The sequence below is a fragment of the Microbacterium zouquanmingi genome, assembly GCF_052266695.1.
Lineage (GTDB): Bacteria > Actinomycetota > Actinomycetes > Actinomycetales > Microbacteriaceae > Microbacterium.
Genome location: NZ_JBQPQZ010000001.1, coordinates 209610 through 231863, shown reverse-complemented (window position 1 = coordinate 231863; position 22254 = coordinate 209610). Strand labels below are relative to the sequence as shown.

The 22254-nt window shown below is 66.3% G+C and carries 19 protein-coding genes and 1 riboswitch; of the genes, 11 read left to right on the top strand and 8 right to left on the bottom strand.

Annotated elements, in window-relative coordinates; translation table 11 throughout:
• Positions 1–64 precede the first annotated feature (64 nt).
• Positions 65–149, top strand: a riboswitch (ZMP/ZTP riboswitch).
• Positions 150–193: 44 nt separating this feature from the next.
• Positions 194–1468, top strand: coding sequence for a serine hydroxymethyltransferase (gene glyA / locus ACTU6U_RS01105; RefSeq protein ID WP_443467316.1), 1275 nt, complete (start codon positions 194–196; stop codon positions 1466–1468).
• Between the two features lie 115 nt (positions 1469–1583).
• Positions 1584–2471: a bifunctional methylenetetrahydrofolate dehydrogenase/methenyltetrahydrofolate cyclohydrolase gene (locus ACTU6U_RS01100; protein WP_443467315.1), complete on the top strand. Its 888-nt coding sequence runs from the start codon at positions 1584–1586 to the stop codon at positions 2469–2471.
• Between the two features lie 18 nt (positions 2472–2489).
• On the opposite strand, the gene ACTU6U_RS01095 is transcribed toward ACTU6U_RS01100, so the two are convergent.
• Positions 2490–3047 carry a hypothetical protein gene (locus tag ACTU6U_RS01095; RefSeq protein WP_443467314.1) on the bottom strand — a complete coding sequence of 186 codons (558 nt, stop codon included), beginning with the start codon at positions 3045–3047 and terminating at the stop codon, positions 2490–2492.
• Positions 3044–3763, bottom strand: coding sequence for a DUF6882 domain-containing protein (locus ACTU6U_RS01090; protein WP_443467313.1), 720 nt, complete (start codon positions 3761–3763; stop codon positions 3044–3046). Before ACTU6U_RS01090 ends, ACTU6U_RS01095 begins: the two co-directional genes overlap by 4 nt.
• A gap of 185 nt (positions 3764–3948) precedes the next feature.
• Between ACTU6U_RS01090 and ACTU6U_RS01085 the strand changes: the two genes are divergently transcribed.
• From ACTU6U_RS01085 to ACTU6U_RS01075, 3 genes are read left to right on the top strand one after another with little or no spacing between them, the layout of a single operon-like run.
• Positions 3949–5277 (top strand): MFS transporter, encoded by a 1329-nt coding sequence (locus tag ACTU6U_RS01085; protein ID WP_443467312.1) that lies wholly within the window; start codon positions 3949–3951, stop codon positions 5275–5277.
• Positions 5274–7037, top strand: a complete 1764-nt coding sequence (locus ACTU6U_RS01080; RefSeq protein WP_443467311.1) for a glycoside hydrolase family 2 protein — start codon at positions 5274–5276, stop codon at positions 7035–7037. Before ACTU6U_RS01085 ends, ACTU6U_RS01080 begins: the two co-directional genes overlap by 4 nt.
• Entirely contained in the window at positions 7034–8026 is a 993-nt protein-coding gene (locus tag ACTU6U_RS01075) for a DUF2804 domain-containing protein (RefSeq protein WP_443467310.1), read from the top strand. The genes ACTU6U_RS01080 and ACTU6U_RS01075 overlap by 4 nt, the downstream gene beginning before the upstream one ends.
• Positions 8027–8029: 3 nt before the next feature.
• Here the strand turns inward: ACTU6U_RS01075 and xylB are convergent, their stop codons facing one another.
• From xylB to ACTU6U_RS01060, 3 genes are all read right to left on the bottom strand, one after another.
• The gene (gene xylB / locus ACTU6U_RS01070; RefSeq protein WP_443467309.1) at positions 8030–9316 is read right to left on the bottom strand and encodes a xylulokinase; all 1287 of its coding nucleotides are present in this window, start codon (positions 9314–9316) and stop codon (positions 8030–8032) included.
• A 2-nt stretch (positions 9317–9318) separates the two neighbouring features.
• The gene (xylA, locus tag ACTU6U_RS01065) at positions 9319–10524 is read right to left on the bottom strand and encodes a xylose isomerase (RefSeq protein WP_443467308.1); all 1206 of its coding nucleotides are present in this window, start codon (positions 10522–10524) and stop codon (positions 9319–9321) included.
• Positions 10525–10620: 96 nt separating this feature from the next.
• A complete protein-coding gene (locus tag ACTU6U_RS01060) occupies positions 10621–11619 on the bottom strand; it encodes a LacI family DNA-binding transcriptional regulator (protein ID WP_443467307.1) in 999 nt (332 codons plus the stop codon).
• A 190-nt stretch (positions 11620–11809) separates the two neighbouring features.
• Here ACTU6U_RS01060 and ACTU6U_RS01055 point away from each other — a divergent pair, with 190 nt between their 5' ends.
• The 6 genes from ACTU6U_RS01055 to ACTU6U_RS01030 are packed head-to-tail and all read left to right on the top strand — an operon-like array spanning position 11810 to position 20198.
• Positions 11810–13102, top strand: coding sequence for an extracellular solute-binding protein (locus tag ACTU6U_RS01055; protein ID WP_443467306.1), 1293 nt, complete (start codon positions 11810–11812; stop codon positions 13100–13102).
• Positions 13103–13110: 8 nt separating this feature from the next.
• A complete protein-coding gene (locus ACTU6U_RS01050) occupies positions 13111–14118 on the top strand; it encodes a carbohydrate ABC transporter permease (RefSeq protein WP_443467305.1) in 1008 nt (335 codons plus the stop codon).
• A complete protein-coding gene (locus ACTU6U_RS01045; protein WP_443467304.1) occupies positions 14115–15005 on the top strand; it encodes a carbohydrate ABC transporter permease in 891 nt (296 codons plus the stop codon). Before ACTU6U_RS01050 ends, ACTU6U_RS01045 begins: the two co-directional genes overlap by 4 nt.
• A gap of 2 nt (positions 15006–15007) precedes the next feature.
• Positions 15008–17431 carry a beta-xylosidase/alpha-l-arabinosidase gene (locus ACTU6U_RS01040; RefSeq protein ID WP_443467303.1) on the top strand — a complete coding sequence of 808 codons (2424 nt, stop codon included), beginning with the start codon at positions 15008–15010 and terminating at the stop codon, positions 17429–17431.
• A complete protein-coding gene (locus ACTU6U_RS01035) occupies positions 17428–19002 on the top strand; it encodes a glycoside hydrolase family 43 protein (RefSeq protein ID WP_443467302.1) in 1575 nt (524 codons plus the stop codon). Before ACTU6U_RS01040 ends, ACTU6U_RS01035 begins: the two co-directional genes overlap by 4 nt.
• 35 nt (positions 19003–19037) lie before the next feature.
• Positions 19038–20198 (top strand): ROK family protein, encoded by a 1161-nt coding sequence (locus tag ACTU6U_RS01030; protein WP_443467301.1) that lies wholly within the window; start codon positions 19038–19040, stop codon positions 20196–20198.
• Between the two features lie 9 nt (positions 20199–20207).
• Here ACTU6U_RS01030 and ACTU6U_RS01025 read toward each other — a convergent pair whose 3' ends face one another.
• Genes ACTU6U_RS01025 through ACTU6U_RS01015 form a run of 3 tightly spaced genes read right to left on the bottom strand, consistent with a single transcriptional unit; the run spans position 20208 to position 22253 of the window.
• Complete coding sequence (locus ACTU6U_RS01025; protein WP_443467300.1) at positions 20208–20660, bottom strand: flavodoxin family protein; 453 nt, start codon at positions 20658–20660, stop codon at positions 20208–20210.
• Positions 20661–20676: 16 nt separating this feature from the next.
• Positions 20677–21486, bottom strand: a complete 810-nt coding sequence (locus ACTU6U_RS01020) for an HpcH/HpaI aldolase family protein (RefSeq protein WP_443467299.1) — start codon at positions 21484–21486, stop codon at positions 20677–20679.
• Positions 21471–22253, bottom strand: coding sequence for a 2-keto-4-pentenoate hydratase (locus ACTU6U_RS01015; RefSeq protein WP_443467895.1), 783 nt, complete (start codon positions 22251–22253; stop codon positions 21471–21473). The genes ACTU6U_RS01020 and ACTU6U_RS01015 overlap by 16 nt, the downstream gene beginning before the upstream one ends.
• Position 22254 lies beyond the last annotated feature (1 nt).

The window sequence follows — 22254 nt, the reverse complement described above, 5'->3', positions numbered from 1 at the left end:
TACTCCGTGCAGGCCGCAACGTCGAAGTGCGAGCGCTGTTCGGGCGCCAGTGATTCCGGTATGCTCGAACGGTCGCGACTGGCGTCTGGGTGGGCTACCACCGGGGAGCGACCGTTACGGAAATTCGACCGCGCGCCTGGGCCGATGACATCCATTCCCCGATGACATTCATTCCGCAACGAAAGAGGACGACATGACCGATCCGTACTTCAACGCCCCGCTCTCCGAGGTCGACCCCGAGATCGCCGAGGTCCTCGACCGCGAGCTGAAGCGTCAGCGCACCTTCCTCGAGATGATCGCATCCGAGAACTTCGTGCCCGTCTCCGTGCTTCAGTCGCAGGGCTCGGTGCTCACGAACAAGTACGCCGAGGGCTACCCCGGTCGTCGCTACTACGGCGGCTGCGAAGAGGTCGACGTCGCAGAATCCCTCGCGATCGAGCGCGTGAAGAGCCTGTTCGGCGCCGAGTTCGCGAACGTTCAGCCGCACTCCGGTGCCACGGCGAACGCCGCCGTCATGCACGCGATCGCCCGCCCCGGCGATACGCTCCTGGGTCTCTCGCTCGACCACGGCGGACACCTGACCCACGGCATGAAGATCAACTTCTCCGGCCGTCTCTACGACATCGTCGCCTACGGCGTCGACCCAGAGACGTCGCTCGTCGACATGGACGAGGTCCGCCGTCTCGCCATGGAGCACAAGCCCAAGGTCATCGTCGCCGGCTGGTCGGCATACCCGCGTCAGCTGGACTTCGCTGCGTTCCGGGCGATCGCCGATGAGGTCGGTGCTCTGCTCTGGGTCGACATGGCGCACTTCGCCGGCCTCGTCGCGGCAGGTCTGCACCCGAACCCGGTTCCGCACGCACACGTCGTCTCATCGACCGTGCACAAGACGATCGGCGGCCCCCGTTCGGGCTTCATCCTCTCGAACGACCCTGAGATCGCGAAGAAGATCAACTCCGCTGTCTTCCCCGGTCAGCAGGGCGGACCGCTCATGCACGTGATCGCTGCGAAGGCCACGGCGTTCAAGCTCGCAGCGACGCCGGAGTTCAAGGACCGTCAGGTCCGCACGCTCTCCGGTGCCAGCATCCTCGCCGACCGCCTCACCCAGCAGGACGTCAAGGACGCCGGAATCGCCGTGCGCTCGGGCGGCACCGACGTGCACCTCGTGCTCGTCGACCTTCGGGATGCCGCGATCGACGGCAAGCAGGCCGAAGACCTGCTGCACGACATCCACATCACCGTCAACCGCAACGCTGTTCCGAACGACCCTCGCCCGCCGATGGTCACCTCGGGGCTGCGCATCGGCACAGCTGCGCTCGCCACCCGCGGGTTCGGCGATGCCGAGTTCACCGAGGTCGCCGACATCATCGCCGAGGCGCTGATCCCGGACGCCGACGTCGAGGCTCTCAAGGCCCGTGTGGACGCCCTCGCCGTGCAGTTCCCCCTGTACCCCGACCTGCAGCAGTAAGCCGCGCCCCGCCCACATTCACCGCGAGAATCGGTTTGCCGCGCGAGGATTCTGCTGCCACGCAGATTCTCGCGCGGCAGAGCAATTCTCGAGGGATGCTCGAGAGGAAGACAACATGACCGCACAGGTACTGGACGGCAAAGCCGCAGCTGCGGAGATCAAGAGCGAGCTGACAGCGCGGGTCGCCGCCTTGCGCACGCAGGGAATCGTGCCCGGCATCGCCACCGTGCTCGTCGGTGCGGACCCGGCATCACAGCTGTATGTCGGGATGAAGCACCGGCAGTCCGAGGCGATCGGGATGAATTCGATCCAGCGCGAGCTGCCGGCGGATGCTGCGCAGCAAGAGGTCGAGGCGCTGATCGACGAGCTCAACGCCGACCCCGACTGCCACGGTTACATCGTGCAGCTGCCGCTGCCGAAGCACCTCGACACCGACGCGATCCTCGAGCGCATCGATCCGGCGAAGGATGCGGACGGCCTCCACCCCACGAACCTCGGCCGCCTCGTGCTGAACGTCAACAACCCGATCACTACGCCGCTGCCATGCACCCCGCGCGGCGTGATCGAACTGCTGCAGCGCAATGGCTACGACCTGGGCGGCAAGCACGTCGTCGTCGTCGGGCGAGGTGTCACGATTGGCCGGCCGATGGGCCTGCTGCTGACCCGTCGCGACATCAACGCGACCGTCACCCAGGTGCACACCGGTACCCCTGACATGTCGCCGTATCTGCGCCAGGCCGACGTGATCGTCGCGGGCGCCGGAGTCAAGCACCTCATCAAGGCCTCAGACGTCAAGCCGGGCGCAGCGGTGCTCGATGTCGGCGTCACCCGTGAGGATGACCCCGAGACCGGCAAGAGCCGCGTGTTCGGCGACGTGCACCCCGATGTCGCAGAGGTCGCCGGCTTCGTGTCGCCGAACCCCGGCGGCGTGGGCCCGATGACCGTCGCGCTGCTGATGACGAACGTCGTCGAGGCAGCCGAGCGGCTCGTAGCATCCCGCTGAGCGGGATGGCGAGAGCGCCTAGAGCTCGTCGAGCATGCGGCGCTGCTCTGGCGTGAGCCCGTCGTCCAGTTCCGCGCGCCCTGCGGCCTGGGCGGGCGACGGCCCCGCAGAAGACGATGGGGCGGATGCCGCGGCACCCCTGCCCTTGACCTTCGAGGCGACCGAACCCATGAGCTCTCCGGTCTTGGCCTCCATGCGGTCGTCGATCTGGTCGTAGATGACCCAGGCGATCAGCAGATAGAGCGGGGGAAGCACGTACCCCCAGAACCACCCGTTCACGTTCACGCCGCTGAGCACCACGGTGAGCACCCAGACGATGAGCTCGACGATGAAGACGAGCAGGTACTGAACGAGCTTCTCTGCCAGCTTCGAGCGCGAGTCAGCCGATTTCGCTGCCGAGCCGCGGAACGCCTTGAGCAGCGTGGGCTTGAGCGCAAGAGTCGCCAGCGTGAGGATGATCGATGCCCACAGTGCGTGCCAGCCGACGCTGACACTGCGCATGATCAGGCCGATCAGGAACAGTACGACGACATTGAAGACGTACAGCGAAACTGCGCGGATCAGCCAGTTCTTCATGCGCCGAGACTACCCTCGATGCCGGTGATCCGAGCCTGCTCATCGAATCGGAATGTCGCTGTGCCCGAAGCATCCGAGACCTTCGCGCCGGTGAACTCGGCGTCGGTCCATTCCAGGTTCCAGCCGGCGAGGCGCGCGGCATCCCACACAGACGAGCGGGCATCGCTGAGGGCAAGGCCCGAGAGGATGCGAGGCGCCTTGGCGGCGGCATCCGCGACAGTCGTGGCGGGGAGGGGCGCATCGAGCAGGAACACGGCTCGCGTGCCACCGCCGATCGGCGCGGAGTAATAGGGGGAGCGCCCGGTGATCTCGGTGGCGATCGCACCGATCTGGTGCGCGGTGTCGGAGATCCAGGCTTCTGCATCAGCGCCGACGTCGTCGGGGAACGCGAGCTCGGACTGGGTCAGCTCGACCAGATCGTACTGTGCTCCGTAATCGCGCAGCTGCGCGGCGATGCCCTGCGGGTCGCCCTGAGGGTGAGCCCAGGCCCACAGCAGCGAGCGGGGCCCCGGCGCGATCGTCGCGATCAGATGCGGCCGCGTGACGATGTTCTGCGCGGGGTTGGTGATCGAGCTGAACGTCAGCGTGCCGGCAGCCATGTCGGCATCCCAGCGGTGCTCGCCGAGTGCGTCGACGGCACTGGTGAGCGCGTCCTGGCGGAGAGCGGCGAAAAGGGACGCGCGATCGGCGAGTGGCTGAAGGGCTGCGAAAGTCATGCCTCCAGTGTGGCCGCACATCCTATGAGTCCGCCACTGTCGCGGCCGGGGCAGTCCTACCCATTCGCCACACGCTGGGCGCTGCTGCACTAGAGTGTTAGAGCTTTGCCACGTGGAAAAGTGTGGCAAGAGCACACGCACTGCACTCCGCCGCACACCGCACCCGGCCGCAAGGGGTAACGACGATGACGTCAGCACAACAGAACTCTGCACCGCGCAGTCGCGCAGACCTTGAGGAGCGCCCAGGCGCGCGACTGTGGTTCACGGTGATCGTGATCGGGCTGGTCGGCCAGCTCGCCTGGACCGTCGAGAACATGTATCTCAACGTGTTCGTGTACGAGACGATCACGCCGGACCCCGCGGCGATCGCCACGATGGTCGCCCTCAGCGCCGTGGCGGCCACCGCGGCGACCATCTTCGTCGGCGCGTGGTCAGACCGGCTGCGCAGACGCCGCGTCTTCATCGCGATCGGCTACATCGCCTGGGGCCTGTGCACCGCGGGCTTCGGGCTGCTGGCGCCGGATTCAGGTGCCGTCGCGGCGCCGTATGTGCTCGCAGCGGTCGTCGGCGTGATCGTCCTGGACTGCGTGATGAGCGTGTTCGGCTCTGGGGCGAACGATGCCGCTTTCGGCGCCTGGGTGACCGAGTCGACGACTGTCCGCACCCGTGGGCGGGTCGACGGCGTCCTGGCGATCATGCCGCTGATGGCCATGCTGCTGGTGTTCGGTCTTCTGGACCCTCTGACACGCGCGGGGGAGTGGCGGTTGTTCTTCGCCGTCGTCGGTGCTGCCACCGTGGTCACGGGATTCATCGCCTGGTTCCTCGTCAAAGAGGTGCCGCGGGATGCCCTTCCGGCAGGCTCCCACGGTCCATCGGTGGCCGCACGGCTGATCGAGGGATTCCGCCCCGCGGTGATTCGCGCGAACGCGCCGCTGTACCTCTCGCTGGTTCTCTGGCTGGTCATCGGCACCTCAAGTCAGGTCTTCTTGCCGTACGTGATCATCTACCTGCAGTACTGGCTGCAGGTCGACTCCTACGCGCTCGTGCTCGGCGTATCGCTCATCGCTGCGGCCGTGATCAGTGTGCTCGGAGGTCGGGTCATGGACCGGGTGGGCAAGCGGCGGGTGCTGCTTCCCGCGGCAGCACTGTTCGCGGTCGGTCTCGTGCTGATGTTCTTCGCTCGAGACATGGTGTTCGTCATCGTCGCGGCATCCCTCGCGCTTGGCGGCATGATGCTCGCGGTCGCGTCGATCTCGGCGACGGTGCGCGACGAGACGCCGGACGGACGCGCAGGGATGGTGCAGGGACTGCGCATGGTCACGGCGATCATGGTCCCGATGATCGTCGGACCATTCCTCGGTGCGTGGGTTATCTCCGGGGCTGGGCAGACGTACGTCGACCTCGGTGTGTCCAAGCCCGTCCCAGGTCCTGAGATGTTCCTCGCCGCTGCGGCGGTGCTCGTCTTCGTGCCGGTGCTTGCCATCGTCCGTGCGCGGATGGAGCGACGCCGATGACGACGGATGCTGTGCCGTTCCCCGAGTATCCCAGGCCGCAGTTGCGGCGCGAGAACTTCATGATCCTCAACGGACGATGGGACTGCGCGTTCACCGCCGCAGGAGTCTCGCCCCAGTCTTGGGACGGCAGCATTCTTGTGCCCTTCTCGCCCGAGGCCGCGCTCTCCGGCGTCGGACGACAGCTGCAACCGGACGAGTCGTTCTGGTACCGCCGGAGGCTTGATGTCGCAGCGAAGCGAGGGCATCGCACCCTGCTGCACTTCGGCGCGGTCGATCAATCGTGCCGTGTGCTCATCGACGGAGTCGAGGTCGCCGCGCACATCGGCGGCTACCTGCCGTTCACCGTCGACATCACACGCGCTCTGGGCGTCGGCGACGTGCACGAGCTCATCGTCGAAGTACGCGACGTCAGTGACACATCGCACCATTCGGTCGGCAAGCAGCGACTCGACAGAGGGGGCATCTGGTACACCGCGCAGTCGGGAATCTGGCAGACCGTCTGGCTCGAGATCGTTCCAGACGAGCACGTCACCGGGCTGCGCCTGCGGACCCCCGATGCGCGGACGGGAGCGGCGACCGCATCCGTCGAGATCACCGTCGAGGCGGCGAGTGCCGCCCCGGTTGCGGTGATGATCAGTCAGGCCGGACAGCGCGTCGCGACCGCCCATGGGGCCCCAGGAGAAGCCCTCCAGCTGCAGATCGCCGAGCCACGGCTGTGGACACCGGAGGATCCCCATCTCTACGACATCGAAGTGACCCTCGGCGATGACCGGGTCACCAGTTACGCAGGGGTCCGAAGTGTCGGTGTGCAGCCGGATGCGAACGGGATCCCGCGCCTGCATCTGAACGGCGACCCGTACCCGCACATCGGCGTGCTCGATCAGGGGTACTGGGAGCGCGGTCTCTACACCCCGCCTGACGATGCGGCACTGGAAGCAGACGTCGTCGCGATGAAGGATCTCGGATTCACGATGATCCGCAAACACATCAAGATCGAGCCGCTGCGCTGGTACCACCACTGTGACCGGCTCGGCATCCTGGTGTGGCAGGACGCGGTCAACGGCGGTGAGCGCTACAAGCGGTGGGTCGTCTCGGCCCCCGCCATCTCACCGCATGTCGGGATCTCCGATCACCGCTACGGCGCGTTCGGAAGAGCAGATGCCGAAGGCCGGGCAGAGTTCCTCGACGAGCTGGATGCCACGGTGGATCTGCTGCGCAACTCGCCGGCGGTTGTGACCTGGGTTCCCTTCAACGAGGGCTGGGGGCAGTTCGATGCGGCGGAGGTCGCTGAGCGGGTGCGCCAGCGCGACCCGGATCGGGTGATCGATCATGCGAGCGGATGGCATGACCAGGGCGCAGGAGACCTGCGCAGTCTGCACGTGTACTTCCAGCCGATCCGTCCTGCGCGCTGGTGGCGGCGCGATGGCAGGGTGCTGGTCGTCTCCGAATACGGTGGATACAGCCTGCGCCTGCCCGGGCACAGTTATCCCGAGAAGGAGTTCGGCTACCGGCGCTTCGAGACGCGCGAAGCGCTCACCGAAGCGTATGAGAAGCTGCATCGTCGTGAGGTGCTTCCCGCGATCGCCCAAGGGCTGTCAGCGACGGTGTACACCCAGCTGGCAGATGTCGAGGACGAGTCGAACGGCCTGCTCACCGCTGATCGGAGCGCTGTGAAGCCGGACCCCGATATCGTGCGCGCGTTGAACGCGCAGTTCCGCGAGATGTTCGAAGAATCAGTCAAGGAGAGTGCTGAACGATGACCGAGCGCGAGATCACGAGTCCCGTCCCGTTGTGCTTGCCCAACGGCGATCTCAACCCGGATGCCGTCGGCTGGAGCCGGACGCCGCTGCATGACACCTCGGGAATCGCGCGCGGCATCCGCGACCGCGGCCGCAACAAGCGCTGGGAGTACTGGGCGATCGTCAGCCCGACCCACATCATCTCGATCACCGTGTCGTCTCTCGACTATGCCGCCGTGCACGGATTCTGGGTGCGCGATCGGCGGACTGGAGTTACGACCGATCGAGGCAAGATCGGCGGTCCGTGGACGGCGACGCTGCCGCCAACACTGGGTGAAGGACCGGCGACGGCGAAGACGCGTGATCTCGAGATCGAGATCACCGAGGTGCGAGGCGCCACCAAGATCACCGCGAAGGCACCGGGGCTGTCGGTGTGCATCAGCGCGGAACGGGAGACCAGTCACGAGTCGATGGCGGTCGTCGTGCCGTGGAGCAGGAGGCGCTTCCAGTACACGGTGAAGGACGTCGTGCGTCCGGCGATCGGGCACATCGAGATCGATGGGGTCGTCACAGAGCTCGAGAATGCGTGGGCCGTGCTCGACCACGGGCGCGGGCGCTGGCACCACGACGTGCGCTGGAACTGGGCTGCCGCGGTCGGCCACACCGACGGGCACCTGGTCGGGCTGCAGTTCGGTGCCAGATGGACCGAGGGCACCGGCATGACCGAGAACGCCCTGATCGTCGATGGGCGGACGACGAAGATCTCGGAGCAGCTGCGCTGGGAGTACGACCTCGAGCGTCCCATGGAGCCTTGGCGCATCACCGGAACGGACGTCGACGTCACACTGACGCCCGAGTACGACCACACCTCGCGCACCAATCTGGGGGTGATCGGAACGCGAGGCGATCAGGTGTTCGGAACCTTTGACGGCTGGGTGCGCGTCGATGGCAGACGCATCGAGATCAGCTCACTGTTCGGGTGGGCAGAGGACGTCGCCAACCGCTGGTGATGCTCAGCTGACGAGCGCTCCGGCCTGTTTGGCGGCGCCGAGAGCGACGTACTCCGCGGGCTCCGGCACCTCGATGGGAAGGCCGAGAACCTGGGCGGCGACCTGCCGCACAGCTTCGGACTGCGCTCCGCCGCCGATCAGGAGCGCGCGCTCAAGCGGGATGCCGAGAGCGCGAAGCGCGTCAAGACCTGCACCGAGCCCGCTCAGCATGCCTTCCACAGCCGCGCGGGCGAGGTTGGGGCGGGTCGTGGAGGCCAGAGTCATTCCAGACACCGTCGCCGTGGCATCCGGCAGGTTCGGGGTGCGCTCGCCCTCGAAATACGGCACGAGAGTGAGCCCGCCGGCGCCAGCGTCCGCCTCCAGCGCGAGTGCGCTGAGGTCGTCGAGAGAGACACCCAGCAGGGATGCTGTGACAGCCAGCACCCGCGCCGCATTGAGCGTCGCCACCAGGGGGAGGAAGTTGCCGGTCGCGTCGGCGAAGCCGGCGACCGTACCGGACGGATCCGTGACAACGCGCTCGCTGACCGCGAAGACCGTTCCGGACGTGCCGATCGAGACGACGACATCGCCGGGGGCTGCGCCGAGTCCGAGGGCTGCGCCCGCGTTGTCTCCGGCGCCCGCTCCGACCAGGCGATCAGAGGCATCGCGCACTGACTCGTCGGGGCCGAGAACGCGGGGGAGCGCCGCGTCATGACCGAGAGCGGCGATCAGCAGTTCGCGGTCGTACTCGCCGGTGGCTGGATCCCAGTATCCGGTGCCTGAAGCATCCGAGCGGTCGGTGACGAGCTCGTCGAGCACGGGGTTCTCCGGCCCGAAACCGCGCAGCCGCCAGGTGAGCCAGTCGTGCGGAAGCGCGACGGCCGCGACGCGAGATGCGCTCTCCGGCTCGTTGTCGCGCAGCCAGCGCAGCTTGGTGATGGTGAACGACGCCACTGGGACGAGCCCTGTGCGAGCAGCGAGCTGCTCGGCGCCGAACTCAGCGATGAGCTCTTTCGCGGCATCCGCAGAACGAGTGTCGTTCCAGAGGAGTGCATCGCGGATGACGCGGCCTTCGGCGTCGAGCGCCACCATTCCGTGCTGCTGGCCGCCGATCGCCCACGCGGAGACGTCGTCGAGTCCGCCGGCCTCCGTGAGCGCGATGTTCAGCGCCGTCCACCACGCCTCGGGGTCGACTGACGTGCCGTCAGGATGGGAGGCGCGACCGGTGCGCACGACGGCACCGGTCGCGGTGTCCACCACGACGACCTTGCAGGACTGGGTCGAGCTGTCGACCCCGAGAGCAAGCGGCATGATCAGCGCGCGCCGAGAAGGTGCTCTGTGGCGAGCTGCTGCAGGCGAACGAAGCCGAAGCCCTTGCCGCCGAGGTAGGCGTCTGCGTCGAAGTCCTCGTAGGCGCTGCGGTCGGCGAGGAAGTCGTCGTAGCTCTCGCCCGGGTTCAGAGTCGGCTGTGCGAGCTCGTCGACCTTGGCAGCAGCCAGTGCTTCCTGGACCTCGGGGTCGGCGCGGAACGCAGCGGCACGCTCCTTGAGGAGCAGGTAGGTGTGCATGTTCGCTGCGGCCGAGGTCCAGACACCCGTCTCGTCCTCGGTGCGCGACGGCTTGTAGTCGAAGTGGCGAGGGCCGTCGTAGGCGGGAACGGGCTGGGTTCCTGAGCCTGTCGAAGGGCCACCGTTCTCGAGCAGGTCGACGAGCGAGAATGCGTTGTGCAGATCGCCGTGACCGAACACGAGGTCCTGGTCGTACTTGATGCCGCGCTGGCCGTTGAGGTCGATGTGGAAGAGCTTGCCGTGGTACAGCGCCTGCGCGATGCCAGCGGTGAAGTTCAGGCCCGCCATCTGCTCGTGGCCGACCTCGGGGTTCACGCCGAACAGCTCGGAGCGCTCCAGCGAGTCGATGAAGGCGATCGCGTGGCCGAGCGTGGGCAGCAGGATGTCGCCGCGGGGCTCGTTGGGCTTGGGCTCGATGGCGAAGCGGATGTCGTAACCCTTGTCGGTGACGTAGTCGCCGAGCAGGTTGACGGCCTCGCGGTAGCGCTCGAGTGCCTGGCGGACGTCCTTGGCCGAGTCGTACTCTGCGCCCTCGCGGCCGCCCCACATGACGAAGGTCTTTGCTCCCAGCTCGGCACCGAGGTCGAGCTGGCGGAAGACCTTGCGCAGCGCGTAACGACGCACGTCGCGGTCGTTCGAGGTGAAGCCGCCGTCCTTGAAGACGGGGGCGCTGAACAGGTTCGTGGTGACCATCGGCACGATCAGCCCGGTGTCAGCCAGCGCGCCCTTGAGGCGGTCGATCTGGGTCTGACGCTCGGCGTCGGTGGAGCCGAAGGCGAAGAGGTCGTCGTCGTGGAAGGTCAGACCGTAGGCGCCGAGCTCAGCGAGCTTCTCGACAGCGTGCACGACATCGAGTGCCGGACGGGTAGGGCCGCCGAAGGGATCGGTGCCGTTGTAGCCGACGGTCCAGAGACCGAAGGAGAACTTGTCTTCGCGGGTGGGGGTGGGCATGGCTGCTCCTCTGCAAGCGGTGGCTCAATATAAGTTGTGATAGACAACATAAGCCATCGAGGGCCCGTCCGCAATTGCAATCGCCGGAGACGATTCTCAGCGTCGAGGGGCGGCGGTGGATTCGCGCACGACGAGTGTCGTCGGCATCCGGATCGGCTCCGGTGTGTGTCCCCGCAGCACGTCCAGCAGCATCCGCACGGCGGCGGTTCCCATCTCGGGCAGCGGCTGGCGCACGGTCGTGAGCTGTGGTGTGTGCGAGGCGGCATCGAGGATGTCGTCGAAGCCGACGACCGAGATATCGTCCGGCACTCGCAGTCCGCGCTCCGAAGCGATGCGGATCATCTCGATGGCAGACAGGTCGTTTGCCGCGAAGACCGCGGTCGGGGCGTCCGGCAGGTCGAGAATCTCTCGTGCCGCCTCTGTGGAATCCGAGGTGCGGTATCCGCCATCGGCGATGAGTTCGGGATCGAAGGGGATGCCGGCCGACTCGAGGGCCTCACGGTATCCGCGCTCTCGTTCCCGAGCGGATTCGAGGTCGATGCGCCCGCGCAGGTGCGCGATCCGGCGGTGGCCGAGCGAGATGAGGTGCTCGGTCGCTGCGCGCGCCCCCTCGACGTTCGCAACCCCCACGGTGGCGGGGTCATCTGCGCCGATGTGGGGGTCGACGGAGACGATCGGCACCGAAGTCTTCGTGCGCGTGGTGGTGGGTGTGACCAGGATTGCCCCGTCGATGAGTGTGCCGCCCAGGCGTGACAGGGATCGGTGCTCCCAGCCGAGGTGGTCGCCGGCCGATACCGTTCCGGCGTACGCGAGAACGTCGTAGTCGGTGTCCTGGAGCGCGCTGGAGACTCCGCGCAGCAGCTGGAGCGAGAACGGCTCGAACTCGGCCACCAGCACGCCGATGACGTTCGTGCTGCGACGGCGCATCGAGGTGGCGACCAGTGAGCTCTCGTATCCGAGATCGGAGACGACGCCCATCACGGTCGCCATCGTCTCGGGGGAGACCCCGTATCGCCCGTTGATCGCTTTGGACACCGTTGCGACCGAGACTCCGGCAGCACGGGCGACGTCGTTGATCGTGATCCGGCCATTCATGGCTTCACTATAGCCAAGGTGTCGAAAACGTTATCGATAACGTTTGACACAACGTGATCTCGGATGCCAGAGTAGGCGCACGGCATATTGGGGTTGCTGGCAACAAATGACCGCAACGGCCGTATCATCGCTCACGCAGCGGTGCGAACACCCTACAAAGGCAATCACTCGACGAAGAGGAGAACACGGCATGAAGATGCGCAGCGCGAGGGGGGCGGCGGTAGCCGTCGCAGCCCTGATGGTAGTGGGCCTGACGGCCTGCTCTGGTGGATCCGGCGACACCGCAGAGGGTGGAGACGTCGAACTGACCATGTGGCACAACTCCACCACCGGTGATGGGAAACAGTACTGGGATGATGCGTCCGCAGCATTCACCAAAGAAAACCCCGAGGTGACCATCAAGGTCACCTCCATCCAGAACGAAGACATGGATGGCAAGCTGCAGACCGCCGTGAACTCGGGCGACATGCCGGACATCTTCATGGCTCGCGGTGGCGGCAAACTCGCAGACATCGTTTCTGCGGGCAAGGTCAAAGACCTGACTGACGCCATCGACCCCGATGTGAAGAGCGCATTCGGCGAAGCGCCGTTCGCGGCCTTCACGGTCGACGGCAAGATCTACGGCATGCCCAGTGCTGTGCTGCCGGGTGGAATCTTCTACAGCAAGGACCTGTTCGAGCAGGCCGGCATTGCTGAAGAGCCCAAGACGCTCGATGACCTCGATGCCGCCGTCAGCAAGCTCAAGGATGCCGGCATCCAGCCGATCGCCCTTGGTGCAAAGGACGCATGGCCGGCAGCGCACTGGTATTACTTCTTCGCGCTGCGCGCCTGCGGCCAGGACGTCATTTCCAACCTTGTCACCGACCCCGACTTCACGAACGAGTGCTGGCTGACTGCTGCGGAGAACCTGGCAGACTTCGCGGGCACCGATCCCTTCAGCGAGGGCTTCCTGACGACCTCCGCACAGGAGGGAGCAAATTCCTCGGCAGGACTCGTGGCGAACCACAAGGCAGCCATGGAGCTCATGGGCGCCTGGAACGTCGGCGTGATCGCGAGCCTGACTCCCGACGAGCAGCCGCTGCCTGACCTCGGCTGGTTCCCCTTCCCCGAGGTTCCCGGCGGCGAAGGCGAGGCCGGAGCGATGATGGGTGGCGTTGACGGCTACTCCTGCTCGACAGATTCTCCGGCAGCGTGCGAGGACTTCCTCAACTTCGTCTCCTCGAAGCAATGGCAGGAGAAGTACGCTGAGGCCTTCCAGACCATCCCCGCGTCGCAGGAGGCTACCGGTGCTGTCACCGACCCGTCGCTGATACCGCTGATGGAGGCCTACAGCCAGGCTCCGTACGTCGCGCTGTGGCTGGACACCGCGCTCGGCCAGAACGTCGGAAACGCGCTGAACGTCGGCGTCGTCGAGATGCTCGCAGGTCAGGGCACGCCCGACAAGCTCGTCGAGCAGATCACCACGGCTGCAGCGAGAGGCTGAACCGGCACATGATCGACACCCAGGTCACGGCGAACGCCGTGCCTGAGAACGCCCACACCGGGGCCGGCAACTCGCCGGCCCCGGTGCGGCGGCCGCGACGCGTCGACTGGCGCAAGCGCGGTGAGATCGCTCTCCTCTCAGGTCCCGCCCTCATCGTCTTCGTCGGCTTCGTCATCTTCCCCGTGGTGATGGCGTCGTACTACGGCTTCTTCAAATGGAACGGGTTCGGTTGGCCGACCGAGTTCGTCGGGCTGGACAACTACGTTCTGCTCTGGCAGGACGAGAGCTTCCGCAACGCGGTGACGCACAACTTCATCATCGTCGTGCTGTCGCTCGTCATGCAGGGCCCGATCGCGATTCTGTTCGCACTGCTGCTGAACCAGAAGATTCGCGGTCGCTCCATCATCCGTGTGCTCATCTTCATGCCCTACGTGATCTCCGAGGTCATCGTCGGCATCGGATGGAGCCTGATGATGCAGGACGCGGGGGCACTGAACTCTCTTCTCGAGAAGTGGGGCCTCGGTGCATTCCAGCAGTCCTGGCTCGCTGACCCCTCCATCGCGATCTGGACGCTGATGGTCATCATCACGTGGAAGTACATCGGCTTCGCTGTGATCCTCATGCTCGCGGGCATGCAGTCGATCCCCGAAGAGCTCTACGAGGCGGCTGCCATCGACGGCGCCGGCTTCTGGAAGATCCAGTGGCACATCACGCTGCCGTTGCTCGGACCCACGATCCGCATCTGGGCGTTCCTGTCGATGATCGGCGCGCTGCAGCTGTTCGACCTGGTCAACATCATCTGGGGCCAGTACATCTCTGCCACCGCAGGCACGTCGACGATGGCGACCTACATGTATCAGAACGGTCACCTCGCCGGCAGCTACGGCTTCGGAAACGCTGTGGCGGTGACGCTGTTCCTCATCTCCCTGGTCGTCGCCCTCGTCTACCAGCGCTTCGTGCTGCGTCGCGACACCGAGGGTGCAGTGACCGGCGAAAGCGGAAGGAAGAAGAAGTGACGACCGAGAACCTGAGCACGTCGCTGCTCGTCCAGCCGAAGAAGCCCGGCGGTGTGCGCCGTGCGCCGAAGGTGCGCTGGGGAAGCCCCGGCGTCTACCTCATCGCGATCGTCCTGATCACCATCTGCATCACGCCCGTGCTGTACATCATCATCGGCGGGTTCCGCACGAACTCCCAGATCACCCTGGATCCGTCCGGCTTCCCGGCACCCTGGCAGCTCGCCAACTACGGTGACGTGCTGGCGAGCTCCGAGTTCTGGACTGCGATGCTGAACTCCACGATCGCCGCAGTCGGCACCACAGTGGGCGCGGTGCTGCTGGGGCTCATGGCCAGCTACGTGATCGCCCGTTACGACTTCGGCGGACGAGGCCTGATGTACTCGGTGTTCGCTGCAGGGCTGATGTTCCCGATCACCGTCGCGATCACGCCGCTGTACCTGCTGATCCGCAACCTCGGGCTCGTCAACAGCCTGGCCGGGATCATCCTGCCGCAGATCGCTTTCGCTCTGCCGACGACCATCATCATCCTCGTGCCGTTCCTGCGAGCGATCCCGAAAGAGCTCGAAGAGGCTGCATCCATCGACGGTGCATCCCGACTCGGGTTCTTCTGGCGGATGGTCATCCCACTGAGCCTGCCCGGCGTCATCACCGTAGGCATCCTGGCTTTCGTCGGCTCCTGGAACGGCTACATGCTGCCGCTGTTCATCCTCAGCGATCAGAGTCTGTTCACGCTCCCACTGGGTGTGCAGAGCTTCGCCTCGCAGTATTCCGTCGACACGGCACGTGTGCTCGCATACACGTCGCTGTCCATGGTTCCTGCCCTGATCTTCTTCAGCTTGTTCGAGCGCCGCATCGTCGGCGGACTCACCGGCGCGGTGAAGGGCTGATCATGACGAGCGATACTTTCTTGGAGGCACCTCAGATGACCGCGGAGATTCCCGCATTCCCCGTCGCATCAGAGCGGGTGAGCGCACTGCTCGCGCAGATGACGCTCGAGGAGAAAGCGGCACAGCTGGTCGGCTATTGGCTCGACCAGGGTGGCGAGGTCGTCGCACCGATGCAGAACGAGATGGGAGGCGGCGGTCACTCTGAGGCGCTGGCAGAGATCACCCGTCACGGCATCGGGCACTTCACCCGCGTGTACGGCACGAGGCCAGTCGACCCCGTGGAACGAGCGGCGTGGCTGTGGACGGAGCAACGGCGCCTGAAGAGTGAGACGCGCCTCGGCATCCCCGCCATCGTGCATGAGGAGTGCCTGACGGGGCTTGCGGCGTGGAAGGCTGCGACGTTCCCGACTCCGCTCGCATGGGGAGCCTCGTTCAACCCTGATCTGGTTGCCGAGATGGGTGCGCTGATCGGGAAGTCGATGCGGGAGCTCGGGATCCATCAGGGGCTCGCTCCGGTGCTCGATGTCGTCCGCGATCCTCGCTGGGGGCGGGTCGACGAGTGCATCGGAGAGGACCCGTATCTGGTCGGTACCGTCGGCACTGCGTATGTGCAGGGGCTGCAGTCCGCAGGGGTCCACGCGACTCTCAAGCATTTCCTCGGGTACTCGGCGTCGCGCGCGGGGCGCAACCACGCGCCGGTCTCGGCCGGTCCGCGCGAGATCGCCGATGTGTTCCTCCCGCCGTTCGAGATGGCGATCCGCGACGGCGACGTCCGCAGCGTCATGAACAGCTACGCGGCGATCGACGAGATCCCGGTGGCATCCGACCCGGAGCTGCTGACGCATGAGCTGCGGGAACGCCTCGGCTTCGACGGTGTCGTGGTCGCAGACTACTTCGCGGTCGCCTTCCTCGAAGTGATGCACGCGGTCGCTGTCGATCGCGGCGAAGCCGCGGAGCTCGCGCTGAAGGCAGGCATCGATGTCGAGCTGCCTTCGGGGGACGCGTATCTCGCACCGCTCCTCGATCGGGTGCGCGCAGGCGTCCTCGACGAGGCGTACATCGACCGCTCCGTGATCCGTGTGCTCATGCAGAAGGAGCAGCTCGGTCTGCTCGAGCCCGACGTGTTCGAAGACGGCCCGCCCGCGGAGATCGACCTCGACACTCCGCGCCACCGGGAGGTGGCGCGGCGGCTGGCTGCGCAGTCGCTGGTGCTGCTGTCGAACGATGGCGTCCTGCCGCTGGCATCCTCTGCCCGGCGCATCGCGCTGATCGGACCGAACGCCGATCGCACGGATGCGCTGCAGGGATGCTATTCCTTCGCGAACCACGTGCTGGCCCACCACCCGGGATTCGAGAACGGGTTCGAGATCCCGACGGTGCGCGAAGCGCTCGTCGCCGCGATTCCGGATGCCGAGATCGTGCATGTCCGCGGTGGCGAGGTCGAAGGCGATGACCGTTCCGGCTTCGCCGAAGCCGAGCAGGCTGCGGCGGACGCCGACATCGCGATCGTGATCATCGGCGACCAGGCCGGGCTCTTCGGCCGCGGAACGGTGGGGGAGGGAAACGACGTGGAGTCACTGGACCTTCCTGGTGTTCAGCGCGAGCTCGTCGAGCGGATCGCGGCGACGGGAACCCCCGTCGTCATGGTGCTGCTCACGGGTCGCCCCTATGCGATCGAGTGGGCGCTCGACACGGGTGAGGCACGTCCTGGCGCAGTGCTCCAGGCGTTCTTCCCCGGCGAAGAGGGAGCGACAGCAATCGCAGACGTGCTGACCGGCGCCGTTTCGCCATCCGGCAGGATGCCGCTGAGCCTGCCTCGGGCAGCGGGTGCGCAGCCGTACAGCTACCTGCATCCGATTCTCGGCGGACCGTCGGACGTGACCTCGACCGACCCCACGCCGGTGCGTCCGTTCGGGTTCGGCCTGACGTACACGTCCTTCGAGTACACGGACTTCGTCGTCGATGCGCAGGCAACGACTGACGGACGCTTCAGTGCCTCGGTCACCGTGACGAACGTGGGCTCCCGAGAGGGCGCGGACGTCGTGCAGCTGTACGGGCGCGACCTCGTCGCATCCGTCACTCGCCCCGTGACTCAGCTGCTCGGCTACGCGCGGGTGCCGCTCGAGCCAGGCCAGTCGCGTCGAGTAAGTTTCGATGTTCCTGTGACGAGGTTCGCCTTCACCGACCGGCGACGGGTGAAGGTCGTCGAACCCGGTGATGTCGCTGTCTGGGTGGGGTCGCATGCGGCTGCGACCCCTGACCTCGAGCGCGGAGATACGACCGGTGGTGCGATCGTGAACTCGCGTGATCGTCATCACCGCGACTTCGGTGCCTCCGCCACGCCGGCACGGGTGCTTCCGCTCATCGGTGAGGTCCATGCCGTCACGGGGGCCGATGCTCGTCTGGTGGAAGTCTCGTATTCGTGATCACGGCGGCCAACCCCATCCTTCCCGGGTGCTTTCCGGATCCCTCGATCTGCCGGGTCGGTGAGGACTACTACCTCGTGACGTCGACCTTCGAGTACCTGCCGGGTCTCCCGATTCTGCGATCGCGCGACCTCGTGCACTGGGAGACCATCGGCTGCGCGATCGATCGCAACGGGATGCTCGATTTCGACCGGATCGCGTCGTCCGGCGGACTGTACGCGCCGACGATCCGACATGACGGAGAGCGGTTCTGGATCGTCTGCACGATCGTCGATCAACAGGATGATTCGCGCGGAGGCAACTTCGTCATCACCGCAGAGGACCCCGCAGGTCCATGGAGTGATCCCGTCTGGCTCGATGTCCGAGGGATCGATCCCTCGGTGGCGTTCGACGAAGACGGTCGGGTGTGGATGCATGGGACCAGGCTCGCCGACGATCCGCTGTGGTTCCATCAGACCGAAGTCTGGGTGCGGGAGTACTCCCGCACCCAGCAGACACTCATCGGCGAAGAGCACGTGATCTGGCATGGAGCGGTGGATGGGGTGGTGTGGGCTGAAGCGCCGCACCTGTACCTGATCGACGGCCGCTGGTACCTGATCGCGGCGGAAGGCGGCACGGAGTTCCATCACGCAGTGAGCGTTGCACGCGCTGACGAGGTCACTGGCCCCTACGTCGGCAACCGGGCCAATCCGGTGTTCACCCATCGGCACCTCGGTCGGAGCTCGCGCGTGATCGGTGCGGGACACGCCGACCTCTTCCAGGCCCCGGACGGCTCATGGCAGGCAGTCATGCTCGCAATGCGTGCGGCGGACGGTCATCACTACCCGCTGGGACGCGAGACCTTCTTGTGCGCCGTCGCGTGGGAGGACGGCTGGCCCGTGTTCGCCCCTGGGCGTGGAAGCCTGGCCCAGGCGATCGAGATTCCGTGGTTGGATGCGGCCGTGGACGATCGCACCTGGCAGCCGGACGCGCGAAGGGCAGGCATCGTGCTTCCCGATGACCCGCGCTGGACGTCTCTGCGCGCGGTGCCGCGATCGATCGCCACCTCTGACGGCGACGGATGGACGCTGCCGGTGAGGTCAGAGACTCTGACCGATGCGGGAACAGTGGCATTCGTCGGTGTGCGGCAGCAGCACGACCACGTCGATGTGACGGTCGATCTCGACGTGTCCGCGCTCGCCGTGGGTGAGACAGCCGGGCTGGTCGTGCGGCAGTCCGAGAAGGACCACGCGAGCGTGCAGGTCACAAGAACGGATGCTGGACTGCAGCTGAGCAGCGTGCAGTGCAAGGCGGGCCGCGACACAGTCAGTGACGGACAGGTCGTCCCAGCCGAAGCAGCCGTCACTCTCGGTGTGCGCGCTCGCGGGTACGACTACCAGCTCGTCGCAGGCGGCGAGGTGCTGGCGCGCGCTGACGGGCGCGAACTGGATGCTTCGTCGACAGGCGGCTTCCTCGGAATCTGGCTGGGCGTCTTCGCGACCAGTCATGGGCGTGAACCGCACGGCTGCGTGGGAATCCGCGACTTCCGCTACGAGCCCTCCGAGGATGAGGCGGTCGCGCCGGTAGCCTGAGAACAATCGACCATGACACAGGAACGAGCACCTCGATGAAGGAACGCGCGACCGCAGTCGAAGAGGTGCGCCGTACCAACCTCGGCGAGGTGCTGCGTCTGGTGCATCACCTCGGTCCAAGATCGCGCTCGCTCATCACCGCGGAAACGGGCCTCAACAGGTCGACGGTCGCGGACCTCGTGACGGCACTGGCAGAGCACGGACTTGTCGTCGAGCAGCAGCCCGATCCGACCAAGAGGGTTGGACGGCCGAGCCCCATCGTCGCGGGCAGTCGTGAGATCGTGGCGATCGGGGTGAACCCTGAGGTCGACGCCATCGAGATCGGGGCGGTCAGCCTCGGCGGAGCGGTGCGCGTGCGCGCCCGCGTCGACGCTGTGCGCCCAGGGGTCGCGGAGGTGGTCGAGACCGTCGCGCGCGTCGTCGGCGAATGGATGGACGGCGAGCTCGCGGGCAGCCGCATCGTCGGAATCGGCGTGGCGGTTCCGGGTCTCGTGCGCTCCGGCGACGGACTGGTGCGCCTGGCGCCCCATCTGCAATGGCGTGATGAAGACATCGCGACGCCGCTCTCCGAAGCACTCGGCGTGCCGGTGGCCGTCGACAACGATGCATCGCTGGGTGCGCGTGCTGAGCATCTCTTCGGCGCCGCTCGCGAGCATGCCGACATCGTCTACCTGAACGGTGGTGCCAGTGGTATCGGTGGAGGTGCGATCCTCGGCGGTGCGCTGATCCGGGGAGCGGGCGGCTATGCCGGTGAATGGGGACAGACCAGGCCCGGCATCGCGAACGAATCACATCGCCGCACTCATGACGGCGTTCTGGAGGATGAGGTCGGGAGGGCGCGGCTCATGTCAGCAGCGCAGCTGGTGGGCGGGGATGATGCCGCTCTTGCCGCCGCTCTCGCCAGCGACCCGGGACCCACCGCGGACGATGAGGTCGACCGTCAACGCGGCGTGCTCGCTGCGACCATCAGCAACGCCGTGAATGTCTTGAACCCTTCGATGATCGTGCTCGGCGGATTCCTCGGCATTCTGCGCGATCAGGACCCAGAGGGGTTCGACGCGGCGGTACGCGAGCGTTCGCTCGCCATCTCTGCGAAAGAACTGCATATCGCATCCGCTGCCCTCGGGCAGGACCGTCTGCTGATCGGCGCAGCCGAGGCAGCCTTCGCAAGGCTCCTCACCGACCCGCTGCGGTGAGTGCGCCGCTCACAGCGTGAGCGACCAGGCGACGCTTGCGCCCATGTCCTCGGCTTCTTCGAGGTGCTCTTCGGTCATGTCACCGGTGAACACCACGGGCGCGGCGGCGAGCCGGAAGCCGTAACCGGTCGTCATCGACGTCATCGCGTGCTCGGCGCCTGTCGTGTCGTGGCCGCCGTGGATCCAGTAGGAGAAGGGGAGACCCTTCGTGTGTTCGAGCGTCTCGTAGAACGTCGTATCGAAGAAGTGCTTGAGGGCACCGGAGATGTATCCGAAATTCGCCGTCGTGCCCAAGATCACGGCATCCGCGTCGAGCAGATCCTGCGCTGTCGCCTCGAGGGCAGCACGTTCAATGACCTCTACGCCTTCGCCCTTCGCCGTGCGCGCGCCACGCAGTACCGCTGCGGCGAGCTCGGCCACCCCCGACGACGGTGAGTGATGCACGATCAGCAGGTGAGGCATGCTCTCACGCTAGTCGTCAGTAGCTGGCCCGGTCAGATGCCTCTGCCGCAGGAATCCACTCCGCAGCCAGATTCTCGGTCGCACGCGCGAGGATCGATACGTCGGCGGCGACCAGCACGAATTCTGCCCCGGCCTCAAGATAGCGGCGGGCAGTGTCGGGGGCGAATGCGTTCACTCCGACGGGCTTTCCGGCTGCGCGCACCTCAGCGATCGTGTGCTCGACAGCTGCGACGACGTCGGGATGCTCCTGCTGGCCGAGCAGCCCCATGGAGGCTGCGAGATCGCTCGGACCGATGAAGACCGCGTCCACGCCATCGACTTCGGCGATCCGACGAGCGTTCTGCACTGCGGCATCCGTCTCGATCTGCACCGTGAGCGAGGTGATCTCGTGAGCGCGCTGCAGGTAGCCCTCGATGCGGTTGAACTGCGCTGCGCGCGCAAGCGCGCTGCCCACGCCGCGGACGCCGAGAGGCGGGTAGCGGGTGGCGGCGACAGCGGCGGCGGCATCCTCAGCGGAGTTCACCATCGGCACCAGCAGGTTCTGCGCTCCGAGGTCGAGGACCTGCTTGATCCAGGTCGGATCCGCCGATGGCACACGAACGACCGGGGTGATCGGGTAGGGCGCCACAGCCTGCAGCAGTGCGAGGATCGCCTCCAAGCCGATCGGGCTGTGTTCGCCGTCGATCAGCGTCCAGTCCAGGCCAGAGCCCGCGACGATCTCGGCCGCGACCGGGCTGCCTGAGCAGATCCACGCGCCGATCAGGGGCCGAGAGCTCGCCGCGAGGCGATCGCGGAACGACGGAGGCGGGGTCAGATGAAACGACATGTGATCTCGCCCATCTCTGCGTAGTCGCAGCGCACCTCGTCGCCCTTGTGCACCCACATCGGGCGCGTGAAGGAGCCGGCGAGAATGACCTCGCCGGCCTCCAGGCGCGCACCGTGCTGGTGGAACTTGTTCGCCAGCCATGCCACTCCGGTCGCCGGGTGGCCGAGTACGCCCTGTGCGACGCCGGTCTCCTCGATCTCGCCGTTGCGCGAGAGGACACCGGGCACCCAGCGCAGGTCGATCTCATCGGGACGCTTGCGCACGTCGCCGAGCACCATCGCACCGTAGGCGGCATTGTCGCTGATCGTGTCCACGATCGTGCGGCCCTCGAGCTCGATGTGGGAGTTGAGCACTTCGAGCGCGGGAACGGCGTAGTCGATCGCGGCCAGAGCGTCTTCCAGCGTGCAGTCGGGGCCCTCGAGCGGCGCCTTCAGCACGAACGCGAGTTCGACCTCGATGCGCACGTTCGAGAAGTCGTCGAACCGGATCTCGGCGCCAGAGGAGAACACGGTGTCATCGAACATCACGCCGTAGTCGGGCTCGGTGATCCCGGTTGCCTGCTGCATCGCTTTGGATGTCAGTCCGATCTTGCGACCGGCGAGCTTGCGCCCGGAGGCGACGTTCTTGTCCCGCCATATGCCTTGAATGGCATAGGAGTCCTCGATCGTCGCATCCGGGTATCGCGCGGTGATCCGCGGGATCACGCTCTTCGTGCGATCGGCCTCGGCGAGCTCGTCCGCGATCGCTTCGATCACCTCGGCAGGCAGC